General features: G+C 72.4%; 14 protein-coding genes. All 14 read left to right on the top strand.

The features are described from left to right. The 14 genes from ACZ5HG_RS13810 (at window position 1) to ACZ5HG_RS13745 (ending at window position 18,152) form a co-directional block, all read left to right on the top strand. Complete coding sequence (locus ACZ5HG_RS13810) at window positions 1-894, top strand: F0F1 ATP synthase subunit gamma (protein WP_464177229.1); 894 nt, start codon at window positions 1-3, stop codon at window positions 892-894. Window positions 895-977: 83 nt separating this feature from the next. Next, a complete protein-coding gene (gene atpD / locus ACZ5HG_RS13805) occupies window positions 978-2,459 on the top strand; it encodes a F0F1 ATP synthase subunit beta (RefSeq protein WP_464177226.1) in 1,482 nt (493 codons plus the stop codon). Window positions 2,460-2,507: 48 nt separating this feature from the next. After that, window positions 2,508-2,789, top strand: a complete 282-nt coding sequence (locus ACZ5HG_RS13800) for a F0F1 ATP synthase subunit epsilon (protein ID WP_464177224.1) — start codon at window positions 2,508-2,510, stop codon at window positions 2,787-2,789. A 12-nt stretch (window positions 2,790-2,801) separates the two neighbouring features. Beyond that, a complete protein-coding gene (locus tag ACZ5HG_RS13795; RefSeq protein WP_464177222.1) occupies window positions 2,802-3,218 on the top strand; it encodes a DUF2550 domain-containing protein in 417 nt (138 codons plus the stop codon). Window positions 3,219-3,235: 17 nt separating this feature from the next. Then, a complete protein-coding gene (gene nucS, locus ACZ5HG_RS13790; RefSeq protein ID WP_464177221.1) occupies window positions 3,236-3,931 on the top strand; it encodes an endonuclease NucS in 696 nt (231 codons plus the stop codon). Window positions 3,932-3,980: 49 nt separating this feature from the next. Further along, complete coding sequence (locus tag ACZ5HG_RS13785) at window positions 3,981-5,264, top strand: N-acetylglucosamine-6-phosphate deacetylase (protein WP_464177219.1); 1,284 nt, start codon at window positions 3,981-3,983, stop codon at window positions 5,262-5,264. Window positions 5,265-5,517: 253 nt separating this feature from the next. Next, window positions 5,518-8,226 carry a type VII secretion protein EsaA gene (esaA, locus tag ACZ5HG_RS13780; RefSeq protein WP_464177217.1) on the top strand — a complete coding sequence of 903 codons (2,709 nt, stop codon included), beginning with the start codon at window positions 5,518-5,520 and terminating at the stop codon, window positions 8,224-8,226. Next, window positions 8,223-8,723, top strand: a complete 501-nt coding sequence (locus ACZ5HG_RS13775) for a hypothetical protein (RefSeq protein WP_464177215.1) — start codon at window positions 8,223-8,225, stop codon at window positions 8,721-8,723. The genes esaA and ACZ5HG_RS13775 overlap by 4 nt, the downstream gene beginning before the upstream one ends. Then, window positions 8,716-8,970, top strand: a complete 255-nt coding sequence (locus ACZ5HG_RS13770; protein WP_464177213.1) for an EsaB/YukD family protein — start codon at window positions 8,716-8,718, stop codon at window positions 8,968-8,970. Before ACZ5HG_RS13775 ends, ACZ5HG_RS13770 begins: the two co-directional genes overlap by 8 nt. After that, on the top strand, window positions 8,967-10,199 hold the full coding sequence (gene essB / locus ACZ5HG_RS13765) for a type VII secretion protein EssB (protein ID WP_464177210.1): 1,233 nt from the start codon (window positions 8,967-8,969) through the stop codon (window positions 10,197-10,199). The genes ACZ5HG_RS13770 and essB overlap by 4 nt, the downstream gene beginning before the upstream one ends. Next, a complete protein-coding gene (essC, locus tag ACZ5HG_RS13760) occupies window positions 10,196-14,692 on the top strand; it encodes a type VII secretion protein EssC (RefSeq protein ID WP_464177208.1) in 4,497 nt (1,498 codons plus the stop codon). Before essB ends, essC begins: the two co-directional genes overlap by 4 nt. Before the next feature lie 72 nt (window positions 14,693-14,764). Next, entirely contained in the window at window positions 14,765-15,058 is a 294-nt protein-coding gene (locus ACZ5HG_RS13755; protein ID WP_464177206.1) for a WXG100 family type VII secretion target, read from the top strand. Between the two features lie 62 nt (window positions 15,059-15,120). Next, window positions 15,121-16,182: a hypothetical protein gene (locus ACZ5HG_RS13750; protein ID WP_464177203.1), complete on the top strand. Its 1,062-nt coding sequence runs from the start codon at window positions 15,121-15,123 to the stop codon at window positions 16,180-16,182. After that, window positions 16,179-18,152, top strand: coding sequence for an SA1320 family protein (locus ACZ5HG_RS13745; RefSeq protein ID WP_464177201.1), 1,974 nt, complete (start codon window positions 16,179-16,181; stop codon window positions 18,150-18,152). Before ACZ5HG_RS13750 ends, ACZ5HG_RS13745 begins: the two co-directional genes overlap by 4 nt. Window positions 18,153-18,249 lie beyond the last annotated feature (97 nt).

The following is an 18,249-nucleotide window of genomic DNA, read 5'->3' as shown; positions in this document are numbered from 1 at the left end:
GTGGCAGGACAGCAGCGGGTCTACCGGCAGCGGATCAGGTCGACCCAGGCGCTGAAGAAGATGTTCCGCGCCCAGGAGCTGATCGCCGCCAGCCGGATCGGCCGGGCACGTGACCGCATGGCGGCCGCGTCCCCGTACGCCCGGGCGATCACCCGCGCGGTCTCGGCCGTGGCCACGCACTCCGACGTGTCGCACCCGCTCCTCGCGGAGCGCACCGACACGACGCGGGTGGCCGTGCTGCTGATCGCCTCGGACCGCGGCATGGCGGGCGCCTACTCGGCGAGCGTCATCCGGGAGACCGAGCGGCTGATCGAGCGGCTGGAGGGGCAGGGCAAGCAGGTCGCCCTGTTCATCAGCGGGCGCCGGGCCGTCGCGTACTACACGTTCCGGCACCGCGAGATCGCGGCGTCCTGGACCGGGCAGTCCGACGCCCCGACCGCCGACCTGGCCGAGGAGATCGCCTCCACCCTGCTCACCGCGTTCGCGGCCCCGGCCGACGAGGGCGGCGTGGGGCAGCTGCACATCGTGTCGACGCAGTTCGTCAACATGGTGAGCCAGCGCCCGCAGGTGATCCGGATGCTGCCGCTCGAGGTCGTCGAGGGCGTCGCCTCCCACGAGACCGGCGAGGCGCTGCCGCTGTACGAGTTCGAGCCCGACGCCGAGCAGGTGCTGGACGCGCTGCTGCCGCGCTACGTGCGCAGCCGCATCTACTCCTGCCTGCTGCAGGCCGCGGCCTCCGAGCTCGCCTCGCGCCAGCGCGCGATGCACACGGCCACGGAGAACGCCGAGGACCTCATCCGCATGTACACGCGTCTCGCGAACCAGGCGCGTCAGTCCGAGATCACCCAGGAGATCAGCGAGATCGTGTCGGGCGCCGACGCGCTCGCCTCCTAGTGACCGGCGCACCGCGCACCATCAGACAGCACGACACAGGACCACGCCGCCGGACCCCGGCGGACGAGCGAAGCGAGGCAGACATGACCGCGACCACCGTCGACGCGAAGGACTCCACGGCCGACCAGCCCGGCGTGGGCCGCGTCGCCCGCGTGATCGGGCCCGTCGTGGACATCGAGTTCCCCGCGGACCAGATCCCGGAGATCTACAACGCGCTCACCGTCGACATCGACATGGCGGGCCAGGGGGAGGGCGAGAGCTCCTTCACCATGACCCTCGAGGTCGCGCAGCACCTCGGCGACTCGCTCGTGCGCGCCATCGCCCTGAAGCCCACCGACGGCCTGGTCCGTGGCGCGCAGGTCACCGACACCGGCTCGCCGATCTCGGTGCCGGTCGGCGACGTGACCAAGGGCCACGTGTTCAACGTGACCGGCGAGGTGCTCAACCTCGGCGAGGGCGAGTCCCTGGAGATCACCGAGCGCTGGCCGATCCACCGCAAGCCGCCGGCCTTCGACCAGCTCGAGTCGAAGACCCAGATGTTCGAGACCGGCATCAAGGTCATCGACCTGCTCACCCCGTACGTCCAGGGTGGGAAGATCGGCCTGTTCGGCGGTGCGGGCGTCGGCAAGACGGTGCTGATCCAGGAGATGATCCAGCGCGTCGCCCAGGACCACGGCGGTGTGTCCGTGTTCGCCGGCGTCGGCGAGCGCACCCGTGAGGGCAACGACCTGATCGTCGAGATGGAGGAGGCGGGCGTCTTCGACAAGACCGCCCTCGTCTTCGGCCAGATGGACGAGCCGCCGGGCACGCGTCTGCGCGTGGCCCTGTCCGCGCTCACGATGGCGGAGTACTTCCGCGACGTGCAGAAGCAGGACGTGCTGCTGTTCATCGACAACATCTTCCGGTTCACCCAGGCCGGCTCCGAGGTGTCGACGCTGCTCGGCCGCATGCCGTCCGCGGTGGGCTACCAGCCGAACCTCGCCGACGAGATGGGTCAGCTCCAGGAGCGGATCACCTCGACCCGCGGCCACTCGATCACCTCGCTGCAGGCGATCTACGTGCCGGCGGACGACTACACCGACCCGGCGCCGGCCACGACGTTCGCGCACCTCGACGCGACCACCGAGCTCAGCCGTGAGATCGCCTCGCGCGGTCTGTACCCCGCGGTGGACCCGTTGTCGTCGACCAGCCGCATCCTCGACCCGCGCTACGTGGGCCAGGAGCACTACGACGTCGCGACGCAGGTGAAGTCGATCCTGCAGCGCAACAAGGAGCTCCAGGACATCATCGCGATCCTCGGTGTCGACGAGCTGTCGGAGGAGGACAAGACGGTCGTGGCGCGGGCGCGCCGCATCCAGCAGTTCCTCTCGCAGAACACCTACATGGCGGAGAAGTTCACCGGCGTCGTCGGCTCCACCGTGCCGGTCTCCGAGACCGTCGAGGCGTTCAAGCGGATCGCCGCCGGCGAGTTCGACCACATCGCGGAGCAGGCCTTCTTCAACATCGGTGGCCTCGAGGACCTCGAGCGCAACTGGGCCCGCCTCCAGAAGGAGTACGGCGTCTGACGTCGCTGTATCCTCGCTTCCCCCGCAACTCCTCGAAAGGTACGTGCCATGGCCCAGCTCGAGGTCGACCTCGTCGACACCGACGGCACCATCTGGTCGGGCAGCGCCCGTCAGGTCAGCGCCCCGGCGTCCGACGGTGAGATCGGCATCCTCGCCGGGCACACGCCGGTGCTGTCCGTGCTGCGGCGCGGCGAGGTGCGGGTGATCGAGGACGGCGGTGCCGTGCACCGCTGGACCGTGGAGGGCGGCTTCCTGTCCGTCGACGAGGACCAGGTCACGGTCGTCGTCGACGCGGTGGAGCCCGCCGCCTCGGACGCCCCGACCCGCTGACGACGGCTGGAGATGAACGGGCTGCACGTCACGCTGGTCGTGGTGCTCGTCGTCCTCCTGCTGCTCGTCCCGGTCGGTCTCGGCCTGTCCCGCTGGCACTCCCTGACCCGGCGGGTCGGCTCGTTCTCCTGCACCCTGCACCTGCGTTCGCGCTGGGTGCAGGGTGTGGCGCACTACGGGGCGCGCAGCCTCTACTGGTGGCGGCTGTGGTCGCTGGCGCCGCGCCCGGAGCACGTGTGGCCGCGCGGCGAGATCGAGGTGCTGGAGCGGCACGCCGCCGACGGCTCCGAGGGGCTCACCGGGCCGCTGCTGGTCCGCTGCCGGGTGGGGACGGGTGACGTCGTGGAGCTCGTCATGTCGCCGGAGGCCTACGCGGGTCTGACATCCTGGCTCGAGGCCGCCCCGCCGGTGGCCCGCTCCGTGATCTGACCACCCGAAGGACCCTGATGCGCCTGCTCGTCGCGCGCTGCTCCGCCCGGTACAGCGGACGGCTCAACGCCCACCTGCCCCTCGCCACCCGCCTCGTCGTGGTGAAGGCCGACGGCAGCGTGCTGCTGCACTCCGACGGCGGCTCGTACAAGCCGCTGAACTGGATGAGCCCGCCGTGCACCCTGCACACCTCCCCGGCCGAGGGCGAGGCCGCCGAGCGCGGCGTGGCCCAGGTGTGGACCGTGCAGCACACCAAGAGCGACGACCGCCTGGTGATCGAGGTGCACGAGGTGCTGCACGACTCCGAGCACGAGCTCGGCGTGGACCCCGGCCTGATCAAGGACGGCGTCGAGGCGCACCTGCAGGAGCTGATGGCCGCGCAGATCGAGGTGCTGGGCGCCGGGCACACCCTGGTGCGCCGCGAGTACCCGACCGCGATCGGCCCGGTGGACATCCTCGCCCGGGACGCCGCGGGGGCCACCGTCGCCGTGGAGATCAAGCGGCGTGGCGACATCGACGGCGTCGAGCAGCTCACCCGCTACCTCGAGCTGCTCAACCGCGACCCGCTGCTCGCGCCGGTGCGCGGGGTGTTCGCCGCCCAGGAGATCAAGCCGCAGGCGCGTGTGCTGGCCACCGACCGGGGGATCGGCTGCCTGGTGCTCGACTACGACGCCATGCGCGGCGTGGACGACGTCGACTCCCGGCTGTTCTGAGACGCACGGTCGGGGCCGTGCAGCGGCCGCGGTGCGCCATGATGGTCCGGTGACCAGCGCGCACCGCAGCCCCGATCCCGTCGTCCTGCGCGGGGAGGTCGTCACCCCCACCGAGCTCGTCCCGGACGGCGCCGTCGCGCTGGCCGAGGGGCGGATCGCCTGGGTCGGCCCGGTGGACCGGCTGCCCGGCGCCTGGGCGGACGACCTGCCGCCGGCGCCCGCCCCCGGCACGACGCTGCTGCCCGGCCTGGTGGACCTGCACGACCACGGCGGCGGCGGCGCGAGCTTCCCGGACGCGACCACCCGCGAGGAGGCGCTGGTCGCCGTCCGCGAGCACCTGGAGCACGGGACCACCAGCCTGGTCGCCTCCCTGGTGACCGCTCCGCGCGAGGTCCTGCTCGAGCGCGCCGCCCTGCTCGCCGACCTGGTGGAGTCCGGCGACCTGGCCGGCATCCACGCCGAGGGGCCGTTCCTGTCCGAGCACCGCTGCGGCGCGCAGAACCCCGCCGACATGCTCACCGGCGACCCCCGGCTGGTCGCCGAGCTGGCCCGGGCCGCCCGCGGGCACCTGGTCACCATGACCGTCGCCCCCGAGGTGCCGGGCGTCGCGGACGGCGGGCCCGGCACCGACGACGTGCTGGCCGCCCTGGTGCGCGCCGGGGCGGTCCCGTCGATCGGGCACACCGACGCCGCCGCCGAGCAGGTCGACGCCGCCGTGCACCGCACCCGCACCCTGCTCGCCGGCGGACCCCGTGCCACCGCCGTCGGCGGCCGCCCCGGCGCCGGCCGCTCCCCGCGCCCCACCGCCACCCACCTGTTCAACGGCATGCGCCCGCTGCACCACCGCGACCCCGGCCCGATCGCCGCCTGCCTGGCCGCCGCCGCCCGCGGCGAGCTCGTCGTCGAGCTGGTCGCCGACGGCACCCACCTGGCCGACGGCACCGTGCGCTCCGTCTTCGACCTGGTCGGCCCCGGCTCGATCGCCCTGGTCACCGACGCGATGGCCGCTGCGGGCATGGCCGACGGCGACTACCGCCTCGGTCCGATGGCGGTCCGCGTCGGCGAGGGCGTGGCCCGGCTGCTCGCCGAGGACGGCACCGCCGGTGCCATCGCCGGGGGCACCGCCCACCTGCTCGACGTGGTGCGCGCCGTGGTGCACGCCGGCATCGGCCTGGTGCCCGCCGTGCGCGCCGCCGCCACCACCCCCGCCGAGGTGCTCGGCCGCGCCGACCTCGGCGCCCTGCTGCCCGGCCGTCGCGGCGACGTCGTGGTGACCGACGGCGACCTGTCCTGCGTGGCCGTCTACCGCGCGGGCCGCCTGCTGGTGGTCTGAGGGGCCGCTCACCCCACGAGGTCGGTGGTTTCGCCCCGGCACGGCGTGTCGCGCCGGCGTGTCTCCGGAGTGAATCACCGCAATTCGCCCACGCGTAGGTAGAAACACACACGCGGCCCACAGCCGCCCGCATTCGCGTGGATACGTTCTCCGGTGTCCCTGTGGCCTGCGACGACGGTCCGGGACTCCACGGGTGTGACCCGCGGGCGCCTGCCCGTCCCGGTCGCATCCTCGAGCCGGCGGGGGACGGCGCATGCGGGGGACGAGAGCACGGATCCGTGGCGCGCTGCTGATCGCGGCGACCGCGCTCGTGCTGCTCCCGCTGGGGTCGGCGCACCAGCGCGGGCTCCTCGGTGAACGCGCGGAGTCGGCTGAGCGCGTGGTGCTCGACGTCGCCCTCGTGAACGAGGATGCCGGCGCGGTCATCGACGGCGACGACGTGAATCTCGGCCGGTCGTACGTGACCCAGCTGGAGAGCGACCCGTCGGCGCGCTGGTGGGTGGTCAGTCGGAGCGTGGCGGAGCACGGCCTCGCCGGCGGTGCCTACGACCTGATGCTGGTCGTCCCGACCGGGTTCTCCGGCGCGCTGGCCGACCTCGACACCCCCGACCCGGCCCCCGTCGGTATCACGTACCAGGTCAACGGGGCGGGCAACTCGCGGGTCGAGGCGCTCGCGACGGGCAAGGGCGAGGAGCTGGTCGCCCGTCTGGACGCGCAGCTCGTCGACATGTACGTGGCGTCGGTCCTCGGCAACCTGCACCAGGCGCAGAGCAACGCACGCCTGCTGGTCGACGCCCGTGCCACGACCGGGGACGCGTTCACGACGACGCTCCGGCCCGCGCAGTCCGAGCTGAGCACGGGGTTGGCCACCCTCGTCGATCGTGCGAGCGCCGCCGTCGTGGACGACGAGGTCGGCGTCGACGCGCTCGGCGGTCTCGCGCTCGCCACGGCGGACCAGGCGACAGCGAGCGCGGTGCACGGTGCCTCACTGGCCGGGCTCCTCGCCGCGCGTGACCGCGGTGCGCTGACCCAGGCCGAGCTCGTCGAGGCACTGATGGCGCTGGACCACGAGGTGCTGGGGGAGCAGGTCCAGCAGCTCGACGACGCGCTGGTCGACATCGGCGCGACCCTGGCCGCCCAGCTCGAGCCCGATGCCGGCGGCGCGAGCCTCGGAGACCGGCTGGTGACGCTGGGGGCGGTCCTGGACGGCACGAGGGCGGCGGCCCGGGGGCGCGAGGACGCACTGAGCGCCCAGGGCGATGAGCAGGTGCTGGCGGCGTATCGGGCTGCCGTCTACGCGGTGCTCGACACGGACGGTGACGGCACGGTCAGCGTCGCCGAGGTGACCGCGCCGAGCGGTGACACCCCGGCTGCTGGCGGTGACCTCCTGCGTGCTGCCGAGGCCGAGATCGCACTGCTGCCGTACCGCACGGAGGCCGAGCTGGACGCCGCGGTCCGGGCGGGCGTCTTCGCATCGGCGGACGACGCCCTCGGAGGTGCCGTCGCGCAGATCGCCGTCGATCTCGGCGTGCTCCAGGGCTGGACCGGGTACGCCGACGTCGAGGTGGACCCCGACGGCACCACACGTGCGGACCTCGAGCAGGCTGCCGCTACGCTCGCCGCGGCGTCCGGGGATCTCGCGGTGCCCGCCGCGACACGGTACGGCGGCCAGGTCGCTCAGGTGGCCCAGGCCTACCGGCACGCCAGGCTCCTGGTCGAACTGGTGCATGTGGATGCCTCCGCGGCGATCGACGCGGTGATCCTCGCGGCGGTGGCGGAGCAGGTGGCGTCCGAACGCGCCGCGCTCGGCGCCGTCGGCGTGGGCCTCGACAGCCTCGATGCGGCGACGTCCGAAGTCCGGGCCTCCTCTGACGCGCTCCTGGCGACCTCGCGGCACCTGAGCACGATGATCGCCGCCCACCTCGACCAGCTCCGCGCTCGGCGCGAGGCGCTGACGGACCTGCACACGGTCCAAGACCGGGTCGTGGCCTCCGAGGCGGAACGCAGCACCCACCTCGACCGGATCACCGTCGAGGGCGCCGGGCTGCTCGCCTCCAGCGACGCCCTGGCCGCCGCCGGCCGCTCGGCGGTGGACCGGGCGGACGCCGGTCTCGCGCTGACAGGGGACGTCCGGAGCGACGTCCAGGAGCTTCTCGCGCAGTCGGTCGCGCTCGACGGTGACGCCGGCTCGATGGCCGCGATCCTCGCCGGCGAGACCGAGTCCGCCCAGGTGTTCGCCGACTCGTTCTCGGCGGTCCTGCCGCACGCCTACGTCGCCGGTGTCCTCAACGAGACGCTGGTCGACTTCCTGGCTTCGCCGGTCACCGCGACGCCGCGGGAGCCCGTCCCCACCGCCGATGTCACCCGCCCCTTCGGGTGGGTGGTGATCATCTTCGCGCTCTGCCTCGTCGCCGGTCACCTGCTCGGCTCGTCGACCCGCTGGGAGACCCGCGGCTCGGTCCTGACGAGCGATCGGGCCGCGCGTCTCGGCATCGGGTCCCGGGCCCTCGGGCGGGCGGCGGGGGCGGGGCTCCTCGTCGGAGCCGGTGCGTCCTGGGCGACCGCGGTCGGGTTGGACCTCCCACCGGGCTCGCTGCCGCACTGGGTGCTGTGCGTCGTGCTCGGGTGCGTGGAGCTGACCCTCCTCACGTCCACGGTGGTCCGTCGGTGGAGGGCGGTCGGCGCAGCGCTCTGCGTCGTGCTCCTGGTCGGCTACGTGCTGGTCTCCGACGCCGTCGGGGCCGGGGCGCGATCGGGGTTCGAGAGCGCCGTCGCCCGGGTCGACCCGCTCTGCCACCTGGAGACGGCGATGGCCGCTGTGCTCGGTGCGGGGCAGGCCGGCGCGACGTGGTGGCCCCTCGCCGCCGGCACGGTCGTCGTCGTGACGCTCGGCCTCGTCGTGCGCACCGACCTCCCCCAGCCCGAGCGGCGGCGCTCCGCGCGTGCGGCGGTACCCGCATGAGCGCGCGGCGGGTCGCTGTGCTCGGCTTCCTCACCGGGGTCCTCGTCCTCGGTATCCCGTGGTCCGCCGCCGCGGGAGGCGGTGACGATGACGCGGGACGACCCGGACCCGGCGCCAACGACCTCGAGCTGCGGGTGGACCGGCTCGAGCAGGCCGACGCGCAGGCTGTCGGCCACGACGCGAGCGCGATGCTCTTCGACCCGCAGGACACCACACGGCTCGCCGCGGCACGCGACGGACAGGCCCGGGACATGACCGCCGACCTGTTCTCGTCCGCCGGACCGGTGCTGCCCCAGGCGCCCTCGACGGCAGGACTGTTCGGCCCGGAGCACCGCGCGAGCGAGGACGCCCGCACGGGTGGTGCCGTCGCCGAGCCCGCCCAGGGCGGCGGTGGCACCGGCCTCGCGACGGTCGCCGCAGGGCTCGTCCTGCTCGGCGGGGCTGGTGCGGCCGCGTCCCGGCGTCTCGCCCGGGCAGGAGGGCCGGACGATGACTGACCACATCGACGTGACGCTGGTGCACGCCGGGGGATGGCTCGACCTCCGGGTGCCCACCCGGGTCGCCGTGCACCGGCTCGTGACCGAGCTCGCTGCGATCGTTCCCGGCCTCGGTGCCGGGCTGGCCCGGTACCAGCTGCGGGTCCGCGGCACGGGGCTGCTGCTGACGGAAGAGGACCACCTGGCCGACGGCCCGGTGGTCACCGGGGACGTCCTGGTCCTCGACGACGGGAGGGACGCACCATGAACGACGAGGTCTCCGCACCGGCACCGACATCGGGCACCCTCGTGCTCGACGGGGTGCCCATCGCCGTCGAACGGGACGGCACCGCATGGTCGGTCACGCTCGGCCGGTCGCTGGTCCGGGTGCAGCACGACGCGGAGCTCGACCTGCTGACGCACCCGCGCGACGGGCTCCTGCCCTGCACCGTCACCGTGCGCGAGGACGCGGTCACCCTGCACGTCACGGTGGTTGAACGGCTGCGGACGTGGGGCGAGGTCGTGCGCCTGCCCCGGACCGAGCGCCTCCGCGCGCTGGCGAACCTCGGTGTGCTCGTCCCGCTGGCGGACCAGGGGATCGCGCTCGTGCTCCACCCGGAGAACCTCGTGGTCGACCGCAACCTGCGACCAGCGCTCGCGTACCGGGGGCTGGCCGGGGCGATGCCGCCCCAGGACGAGGACGGCATGCTCCTGCGACAGCTGCGTGCGCTGGTGCTGTGCACCTTCGACCGCACCGCGTCCTTCGACGACCTGGTCGACGGTGCCGTGGAGCTTCGGCGGTCGAGCGACCTCGAGCGTGCGGTGCACGAGGCCCGGACCGTCGACGACCTGCTCGCCCGCCTCACCGAGATGGACGAGGCAGCCGCGCAGGAGGAGGACGCGCGCACCGTCCGGGTGGGCCGACGGTCGTCCCGGCTGTTCCGGCAGGCGACCGTCTGGCTGGGCGTGCTCGTCCTCGCCCTCGGCGCGGTCTGCGGCTACCAGGTGCTCCTGCGCGCACCCGCCACCGAGCGGCTGCTCGACGCCGACACGCACTTCGTGCAGGGGGACTACGACGGCGTGATCGAGGCGCTGCGTCCGACCGCGGTCGACGACCTGCCGGCGACTCAGCGCTACGAGCTCGCCACCAGCTATCTGCACCGGACCGACCTCAGTCACGAGCAGCGCACAGTGATCGCGAACACGCTGTCGGTGAGCGCCGATCCCGACGTGCTCGCGTACTGGATCCAGGCCGGCCGGGGCGAGCTGTCCGAGGCACTCGACGCGGCGAAGGGGATCGGCGACGTCGATCTCGTCCTCTACGCGCTCACCCTGCTCCAGGAGCAGGTCTCCGCCGACCCCACGCTGTCCGGCACCCAGCGGCAGGCGCGACTCCGGGAGCTGGAGGAGGAGTACGACGGCTTCCTCGAGGAGCGCGCCGGTGCGCTCGGGGACCAGCCCACCGCCGCCTCGTCCGGCCCGGCGGACGCGGGATGAGCGACCGGACGCAGCACGTGGTCGCCGTCGTCGTCGACGACGCACGGTTCACCACGCACATCGGTGAGGGGCAGACCGTGACCCTCGGGACAGCCGGCGACTGCTCCGTGCACCTGCCCGCGTCCGTGACGGCGCCCGCGCTCGCGGTGCGTCTGGCGGGAGACGTCCTGAGCGTCACCGCCGGGGACTGCACCGTCAGCAGCCGCGACCTGGCGGAGCCGCTCGATCTCGAGGTCGAGGGCGCACGGGTGCGGGTGCTGCTCGCGCCGAGCGGCGAGCGTGCGGTGTTCGACCTCCGGGGCCAGGACACCCTCACGGTCGGCCCGTGGCCCGGGGCGTCGGTCCGGGTCGCCGGCGGGCTGGTCCTGACGGGGATGCGCCGGGCAGACGGCCGCTGGGAGGTGTCGTCCACCGGTGCGGACCTGTTCGTCAACAGCCGGCGCCGCCCGCCCGGCAGGCACCTGGTCGAGCACGGCGACCACCTCGGCTGGGGTGCGTGCACCGCCGTGCTCCTCGAGGACGAGCTGCACGTGGACGAGACCGCCGTGGAGTCGGCGAGCGTGCCGCGCGCGATCCGGTCCCGCGCGACCCCACCGCCCGGGCACCCCGTCCACCACCGCTCGCCGCGGCTGGTGCACCGGCCGCCCGAGGACGAGATCCGCCTCGCCGCGGCGCCGGTCCCCGAGCAGACGCCGCGCGGCCAGCTGGCCAAGCTCCTGATCCCGCCGCTGGCCATGCTGGCCGTCACCGTCGTGATGGCGCTGCTGCGGCAGAACCTGCTGTTCGTCCTGGGCTCCGGGGTGACGACCGTCGTGACCGTCGTCTTCTCCGTGACCGGCTACGTCCGTGACCGACGGGTCGCCGCGGCCCGTCGCGACGCCATCGAGGCCGCGTACCGCGAGCACCTCGCGCTGCGGGCGCGGGAGATCCACGCCGCCCTGACGGCGCAGCGCCGTGGTGCGCTCTACCACTACCCCGCCGTCGCGGACCTGGCTCGGCTCGCCCGTGCGTGGAGCCCGCGCGTCTTCGAGAAGACGCCGCAGCAGACGGACTTCCTACGCTGCCGGATCGGGCTGGGCACCGTTCCGGCCTCGTTCCGGGTGACCACCGCGGATGACGACCGGATCGGACAGGAGGGTGATCTCGCGACCCAGGCCCGCGCGCTGCGTGAGCGGTCGGCGCACCTCGACGCGATGCCCGTCACGGTCGACCTGCGGGGCGGGTCCCTCGGCTACGTGGGGCCGCGCCGGCTCGTGGTCGAGCAGCTCCAGCTGCTGCTCGACCAGATCGCCGTCTTCCACAGCTACCACGACGTCCAGATGGTCGTCGTGTTCCCCGAGAGCGAGCAGGCCGACTGGTCCTGGCTGCGCTGGTTCCGGCACGCCGCTCTCCAGGAGGTGAACCTGCGGGGATTCGTGCACGACCAGCGGTCCCGGGACCAGGTGCTCGCGCACCTCAACCAGGTGCTCCGCTCCCGTCGTCTCGCACGGGACGAGGCCCGCGGTGGGCAGACCCCCGCCTTCGGACCGCACTATGTCGTGGTCCTGCTGGACGAGGTCCTCGTCGCGGACCACGTGATCATGGAGCTGCTCCGCGACGATCCCGCCTCGCTCGGGTGCAGCGTCGTCGTCGTGCAGGAGACGATGTCCTCGTTGCACGAGTCCGTGACGACCGTGGTGGACATCCGGGACCGGGAGACCGGGGTCCTGGTCATCCAGCAGGGCGAGCTGCGCGACGCCCGGTTCGTCCCGGACCACCTGCCCGCGGACCTCGACCTCGAGGTGCTGCCGCGCACGATCGGTGCGCTCGAGCACCGCCAGGACCTCACCAGCAGCATCCCGGACGCGGTGACCTTCCTCGAGATGTACGGCGTCCGGGATGTGGCCGAGCTCGACATCGCCGCCCGGTGGGCGTCCCACGCACCGCACCGCAGCCTGGCCGTCCCGCTCGGTCTGCGCGGGCCGGGCGACGTGGTGCTCCTCGACCTGCACGAGCGCGCGCACGGCCCGCACGGGCTCGTCGCAGGGACCACCGGCTCCGGCAAGTCCGAGATCATCCAGAGCTACATCCTCAGTCTGGCGGTCTGCTTCCACCCGCACGAGGTCGCGTTCCTGCTGATCGACTACAAGGGCGGCGGCATGGCGAACCTCTTCGCGGACCTGCCGCACCTGCTCGGCACGATCACCAACCTCGACGGCGCGCAGAGCATGCGCGCGCTGGTCTCGATCAACGCCGAGCTCACGCGCCGCCAACGGGTGTTCGCCGCATCTGACGTCAACCACATCAACCAGTACCAGAAGCTGGTCGCCGCCGGCGGTGCCACCGAGCCGATGCCGCACCTGTTCCTGATCTCCGACGAGTTCGCCGAGCTCAAGGCTGAGCAGCCCGAGTTCATGGACGAGCTGGTCTCGACGGCGCGCATCGGCCGCTCGCTCGGCATCCACCTGATCCTGGCGACCCAGAAGCCGTCGGGCGTGGTCAACGACCAGATCTGGTCGAACTCGCGGTTCAAGCTGGCGCTCAAGGTCGCGGACCGCTCCGACTCGATGGAGATCATCAAGACTCCTGACGCGGCAGAGATCACCCTGCCCGGCCGCGCCTACCTCCAGGTCGGGAACAACGAGGTCTACGAGCTGTTCCAGAGCGCCTGGAGCGGCGCCGACCACCGGCCCGACGCCGAGGAGCAGAACCAGGACGACCGCACGATCTACGCCATCACCGATCTGGGCCAGTACCGGGTGCTCAACCCCGATCTGTCCGGCCTCGACGCTGCCGAGCAGGTCGCCCAGGTGCCGACCGAGCTCGAGGTGGTGATCGCCGAGATCGCCCGGGTCGCCAGGCATGCCGGCATCCGGCCGCTCCCGCGACCCTGGCTCCCGCCTCTGCCCGAACGCCTCTACCTCGGCGACCTCGACGACGCGGACCCCGCGACCTGCTGGTCGGGTCCGAAGCAGCCGCTGCGCCCGGTGATCGGCCAGGTCGACGTCCCGAGCAGGCAGAGCCAGGAGACCCTGCGGCTGGACCTCGCCGCCGACGGCCGCCTGCTGGTCTTCGGCAGCCCGGGCTACGGCAAGTCGACCTTCTTGCAGACCCTGGTGATGGGGCTCGCACGGACCCACAGCCCGGAGCACCTGCACGTGTACCTCCTCGACTTCGGGACCAACGGTCTGCTTCCCCTGCGCGGGCTGCCGCACGTCGCGGACACGATCACGGCGGAGGACGAGGCGAAGGCGCGCAAGTTCGTCGCGCGCCTGGACCACGAGCTGCATCGCCGTAAGCGACTCCTCGCCGAGCGATCCGTTCCGACGATCGACATGTACGAGCGTGCCTCGGGGCGGACGCTCCCGAGCACGCTGGTCGTGCTGGACGGCTACGACGGGCTCCGGGGAACCGCTGCCGAGGTGATCGTCTCCGACCTCCTTCTCACGATCGCGCGCGAGGGCGCGGCGTTGGGCCTCCACCTCGCGATGTCGGCGGGTCGGCCGGGGAGCCTGCGCCCGGCGCTCTCGGGGAACGTCAAGATCCAGCTCGCCCTGCGGCTCCATGGCGACGGGGACGCCCGAGCCGTCGTCGGCCGCTCGGACTTCCTCGCAGACGACCTCCCCGGCCGCGGTCTCGTGCGGCTGGACCGGGCCGAGGTGTTCCAGACGGCCCTGCCCGCCGACGGCGACGACATGCTCGACGTGATCGAGGCCGTCCGTCGTGAGTCGTCCGAGCTGGACGTGCGGTGGACCGGTGCCCGACCGGAGCCGATCCCCGTCGTCCCGGACCATCTCGCACTCGCCGACCTGCTGGGCCGCGCCGATGCCGGTGGGTTGGTCGAGGCCGGAGCGGTGCCCGTGGGCCTCGACGTCGAGACCGTCACGAGCGTCGGACTCGACCTGGTTCGGCTGCGCCGGGTGCTGGTCATGGCACCCGACATCGCGACCGCGGGCCGGACGCTGCGTGCTGTGCGGTCGGCCGCCGCGGCGCACGGCGAGCACTTCGTCTTCGACGACTCCGCCGGGACGCTCGGCTCGGCCGCGGATGGAGACGGTGCCGCCGGTGGACCGAGGAGCCTGACGGAGACCCTGGAGGTGGCGCTCGCGGAGCTCACCGCACGCCAGATGGTCGCCCGGAGCGGCCTGGGTGCCGGGTCGAACACGAGTCGGCCCGCGCTCGTGCTGATCGCCGATGCCTCGAGGATCAGCTCACTCATCGGCGACGACCGGGTGGGCGATCTCGGCCGGCTGATCGCCGACGGCCCCGAGTACGGCATGCCCGTCGTGATCGGTGTGCCGCTCGCGCTCGCGGGCAAGGGCCACGACGCCGTCGCCAGGGTGGTCAAGCGCTGCACCTCCGGCATCGTGCGCGGCGCGATCCCCGAGCAGAGCATCCTCACCGCGCGCAACGTGCCCTACAAGGCACCGCCGCTCCAGGCGTTCGAGGCCTACGTCGTCGTGGACGGCTCGGCGGTGCGCGTCCTGCTGCCGGAGGAAGCCGACGTCGGTTAGCGCGGCGCCTGCCCATGGAACGCGTTCCCGGACCGGGAGCGGACCGAGGAGAACAACACGAAGGAGAAGGTCATGAGTGGTCGCATCACCCTCAGCCCCGAGGAGCTGCGGACGTCCGCCGAGAAGTACGGCACCGGGGCGGACGAGGTCCGGGACGTGCTGAGCACCCTCACCCGGGAGCAGGGCGTCATCCGCGACAACTGGGAGGGCTCGGCGTTCGACAGCTTCGACGAGCAGTTCACCGAGCTGTCGCCCAAGATCCAGCAGTTCGCCGATCTGCTGGACGACATCCGGGAGCAGCTGCGCAGCATCGCCGGGATCGTCGAGCAGACCGACGCGGACATCGCGTCGCAGCTGCGTCGGTGAGCGGCCGCCGGCGACCCGTGCGCGGGTCGCCGGCGGCCGTCGGCAGACGGGAGGGAGAGGTCATGCGGGTGAGCGACGGATCGGGTCGGGTCGGTAGCGCGTGGCGGCGGGTGGCGCTGGCGGTGATGGCGGTGATGGTGCTGGGTGGGTGCACGCCGGGGGAGGTGGCGGACGCGGTGACGGGGGGTGATGCGGTGCTGGTGACGGCGGCGGAGAAGGAGGAACTGGGGTACGAGGATCCGGTCGGGGTGCGGAACTCGGATCTTCAGGCGGTGGCGATCGGGCATCGGCGGGAGATCTATGCCGTGGTCAAGCCGTTCGTGGAGGAGCAGCTGGGGCGTGAAGTAGAGCTCGGGCCGATCAGTGCTCCGTTCCCCTATGGGGCGATCGATGTGGTCTACCGGACGGTGGAGGAGCCGGTGGTGACGGGACGGGCGTATGTCGGGCTGGGCTCGGACGGTTCGGTGGGGTCGGTGGAGGAGATCACCCGGAGCACGGTGGCCTCGATGACGGCGGACGGTCTGTATCTGATGGCGTATCGGGAGCGGATCGATCGGATGCGGGAGTACCTGGCCGAGACCTACCCGGAGTTCACCGCGCTGCCGTCGGGGTACTCGACCCTCGCCCTCCGGGCCGATCCGATCGTCGACGTCTACCTGCATAGGCAGATCGACGAGCCGACCCCCCAGTCGGTGATCAGCTCGCAGGTGAACGCCATCTATACGGAGTACCTGCGGGACCCGGATCGGACGGACGCGGAGTGGCGCGAGGTGTTCGACGCGGTGCTCGGTGATCGCCGGGTCGGACTCATCGTCGACCTGATGCTGGCGGACCCGGAGCAGGATCTGACCCAGGAGCTGTCACGGCGGGTCGCCGACGATCTGCGGTCGAACCCCCTGTTCGAGGGCTACGGCCAGCTGAGGTTCAGCTTGCACAGCAACCTGATGCTCCGCGACTCGAACATTTCCGATCTGTTCCATCGGAGCTATGACTTCCGCTTGCTGCCGGGGCGATCGGACTGGCTCGTGGACTGCTGGCGGGACGGCGGGAACCCGCCCCGCTTTTGCAGCGAGGAGGCCGACCCGGCGCCGACCTCCAGCCCGACCGGCGCGGGCGTGTCGTGAGCCACCCGGGGGCGACCAGCCACGACGACCTGATGGACCTGGGCAGCCGATGGTCCTATGAGGTCTTGGTCGTCGACCAGGCGGTGGAAGTCAACGGCACGACGTTCACCGTGGTCCACGAGCACCACGACTCTGCCACCGGGCTGGACGCCTTCACCTTTCAGAACCCCAGCACCGGCGAGCTCACGATCGGTTTCCAGGGCACGGTGGACATCAAGGACTGGCTCGCCGACGCCACGCTGATCACGCAGTGGGACCCGGCGCAGTACGCGGCCGCGGAGGCCTACGTCCAGCAGGTCGAGCGTGATGTCGGTCCGGTCGGGTCGGTGTGCGGCAACTCGCTCGGCGGTGGCCTGGCGGCGTATGTCGCGGCGCGCAACCCGGCGATCACGGCGGTCACGGTCAACCCGGCACCGGTCCCGGAGTCGCTCGCAGGCGTGGCTGCGCCGAACGTGCACAACTACATCTCGGACGCCGACGTCCTGCACCGGATGGTGCTCGCCGGCGGGCTCGCGAACCGGATCATCGGCCACCAGGTGATGTTCCGCGGGACCAGCATGAACGTGGCGTTCATCGGTGCGAACCACGTCGGGAGCGATCGCGGTGACCCGGCCACGACCCCGTACGACGGCAGCATGGCGGTGGCGTTCTCGCTGTTCGACGCCACTCGCGTGGTCGCAGACGGCTCGTTCGGTGGTCTGGTCGACGTCTCGGTCGAGAACCTGCGCATCATGCTGCACGGTCTCGCGCAGCAACGGGAGGACCTGGCCGACGTCACGGCGAGCGAGCTCGTGGTCCTGGAAGAGGACCTGCGGCGGTACGCCGCGCGGGTGCAGGCCCGCGAGGATGCAGTGGTCGAACGGCTCACCGAGGTGCTGGAGGCCGCCTACGCGACGGTGCGCCGGCTCGTCGACTCCCTGCGGGACGAGGTGGAACAAGTCCTGCGGTCGCCGCTGGTCTCGTTCCCGAGCGCGCCCCCGCCGCTCCGTCTGGCCTGGAACCCCGTCCAGGATCAGGTGGAGCGGGCGGTCGATGAGCTGCTCGCCGCGCTGGACGAGATCGCCGACGTCGTGATCCGCAGCGCGGTCGAGGTGGCGTGGAGCGGGATCGGCGGGTTGTTCAGCGCCGAGTCGGCAGCGTTCACTCGGATGTTGGCGGATCAGTGCGAGGTCCTGCAGGAGGACCTCGTGGTGATCGACTCCAAGTGGATCGCGTTCGGGCAGGGGACCAAGGCGGTGATCAGAGCCATCCGGTCGGCGGATCAGGCGGCGGCCACGGCGATCGCCGCCCGCACCTGTGCCCCGGGGGCCGTCTCGGTCGGCGTGCTGCCATGGCCCGCCCGGAGCGTGGCACCGCTGGTGGACGACACGGCGATGCAGATCCGCCAGGCCGCGATCGACCGGCGGCAGCAGATCGTCGGCGAGGTGCTCGGTGCTGTCATCGCCGGGCTGACGTCCGCGATGGGCGACCCGGGTGCGGCGGCGACATCGTGCACGCTCCGTCTGGAGGTGATCGAGCGCGCTTTCGGTGGCGTGGTGGGCGCCCTGCGCACGGCGGTCACACTGGCCTCCCTGAGCCCGGCAGCATTGCTCACCGGCACCTCTGACGATCTCGCGCGGTTCCAGCGGCGGGTGGGTGAGCTGTGCGACGCGTTCCGATCGTCCTGTGACTCGTGGCAGATCGCGCTGATGAGGATCGGTCGTGCGCTGTCGAGTGCGCCCCAGGCGGTCCGGTCGGCGTCCGACTACCTGGAGCAGAGCTTCTTCTCCGACGCGACGATCGAGGAGGCGTACGACTCGCTCCTGAAGTGCCGGAACCTGGCCGATCGCTCGCAGGTCACGTTCGGCGAGGTCAGGTACCAGCTCGACGAGCACGCCGCTCGGGCGATCGATGCCCTCGGCGGGCGAGCCGACGATCTTCGCCGTGACCTGAGCACCGTGTCCGACGCGTTCGCCACGGTGACCGCTTGAGCGTCCCTCGGGTCGTCGACCCCGAGACGCGATCGGTGATTCCGCGCCGCCCACGGTGTGTCGGGCAGGCGTGTCGTACGTACGCGCCTGCCCGCCG

The organism is Cellulomonas sp. GTC20042, assembly GCF_055389595.1.
The sequence above is the reverse complement of the archived record's forward strand: the minus strand, read 5'-3'. Positions and strand labels throughout refer to the sequence as shown.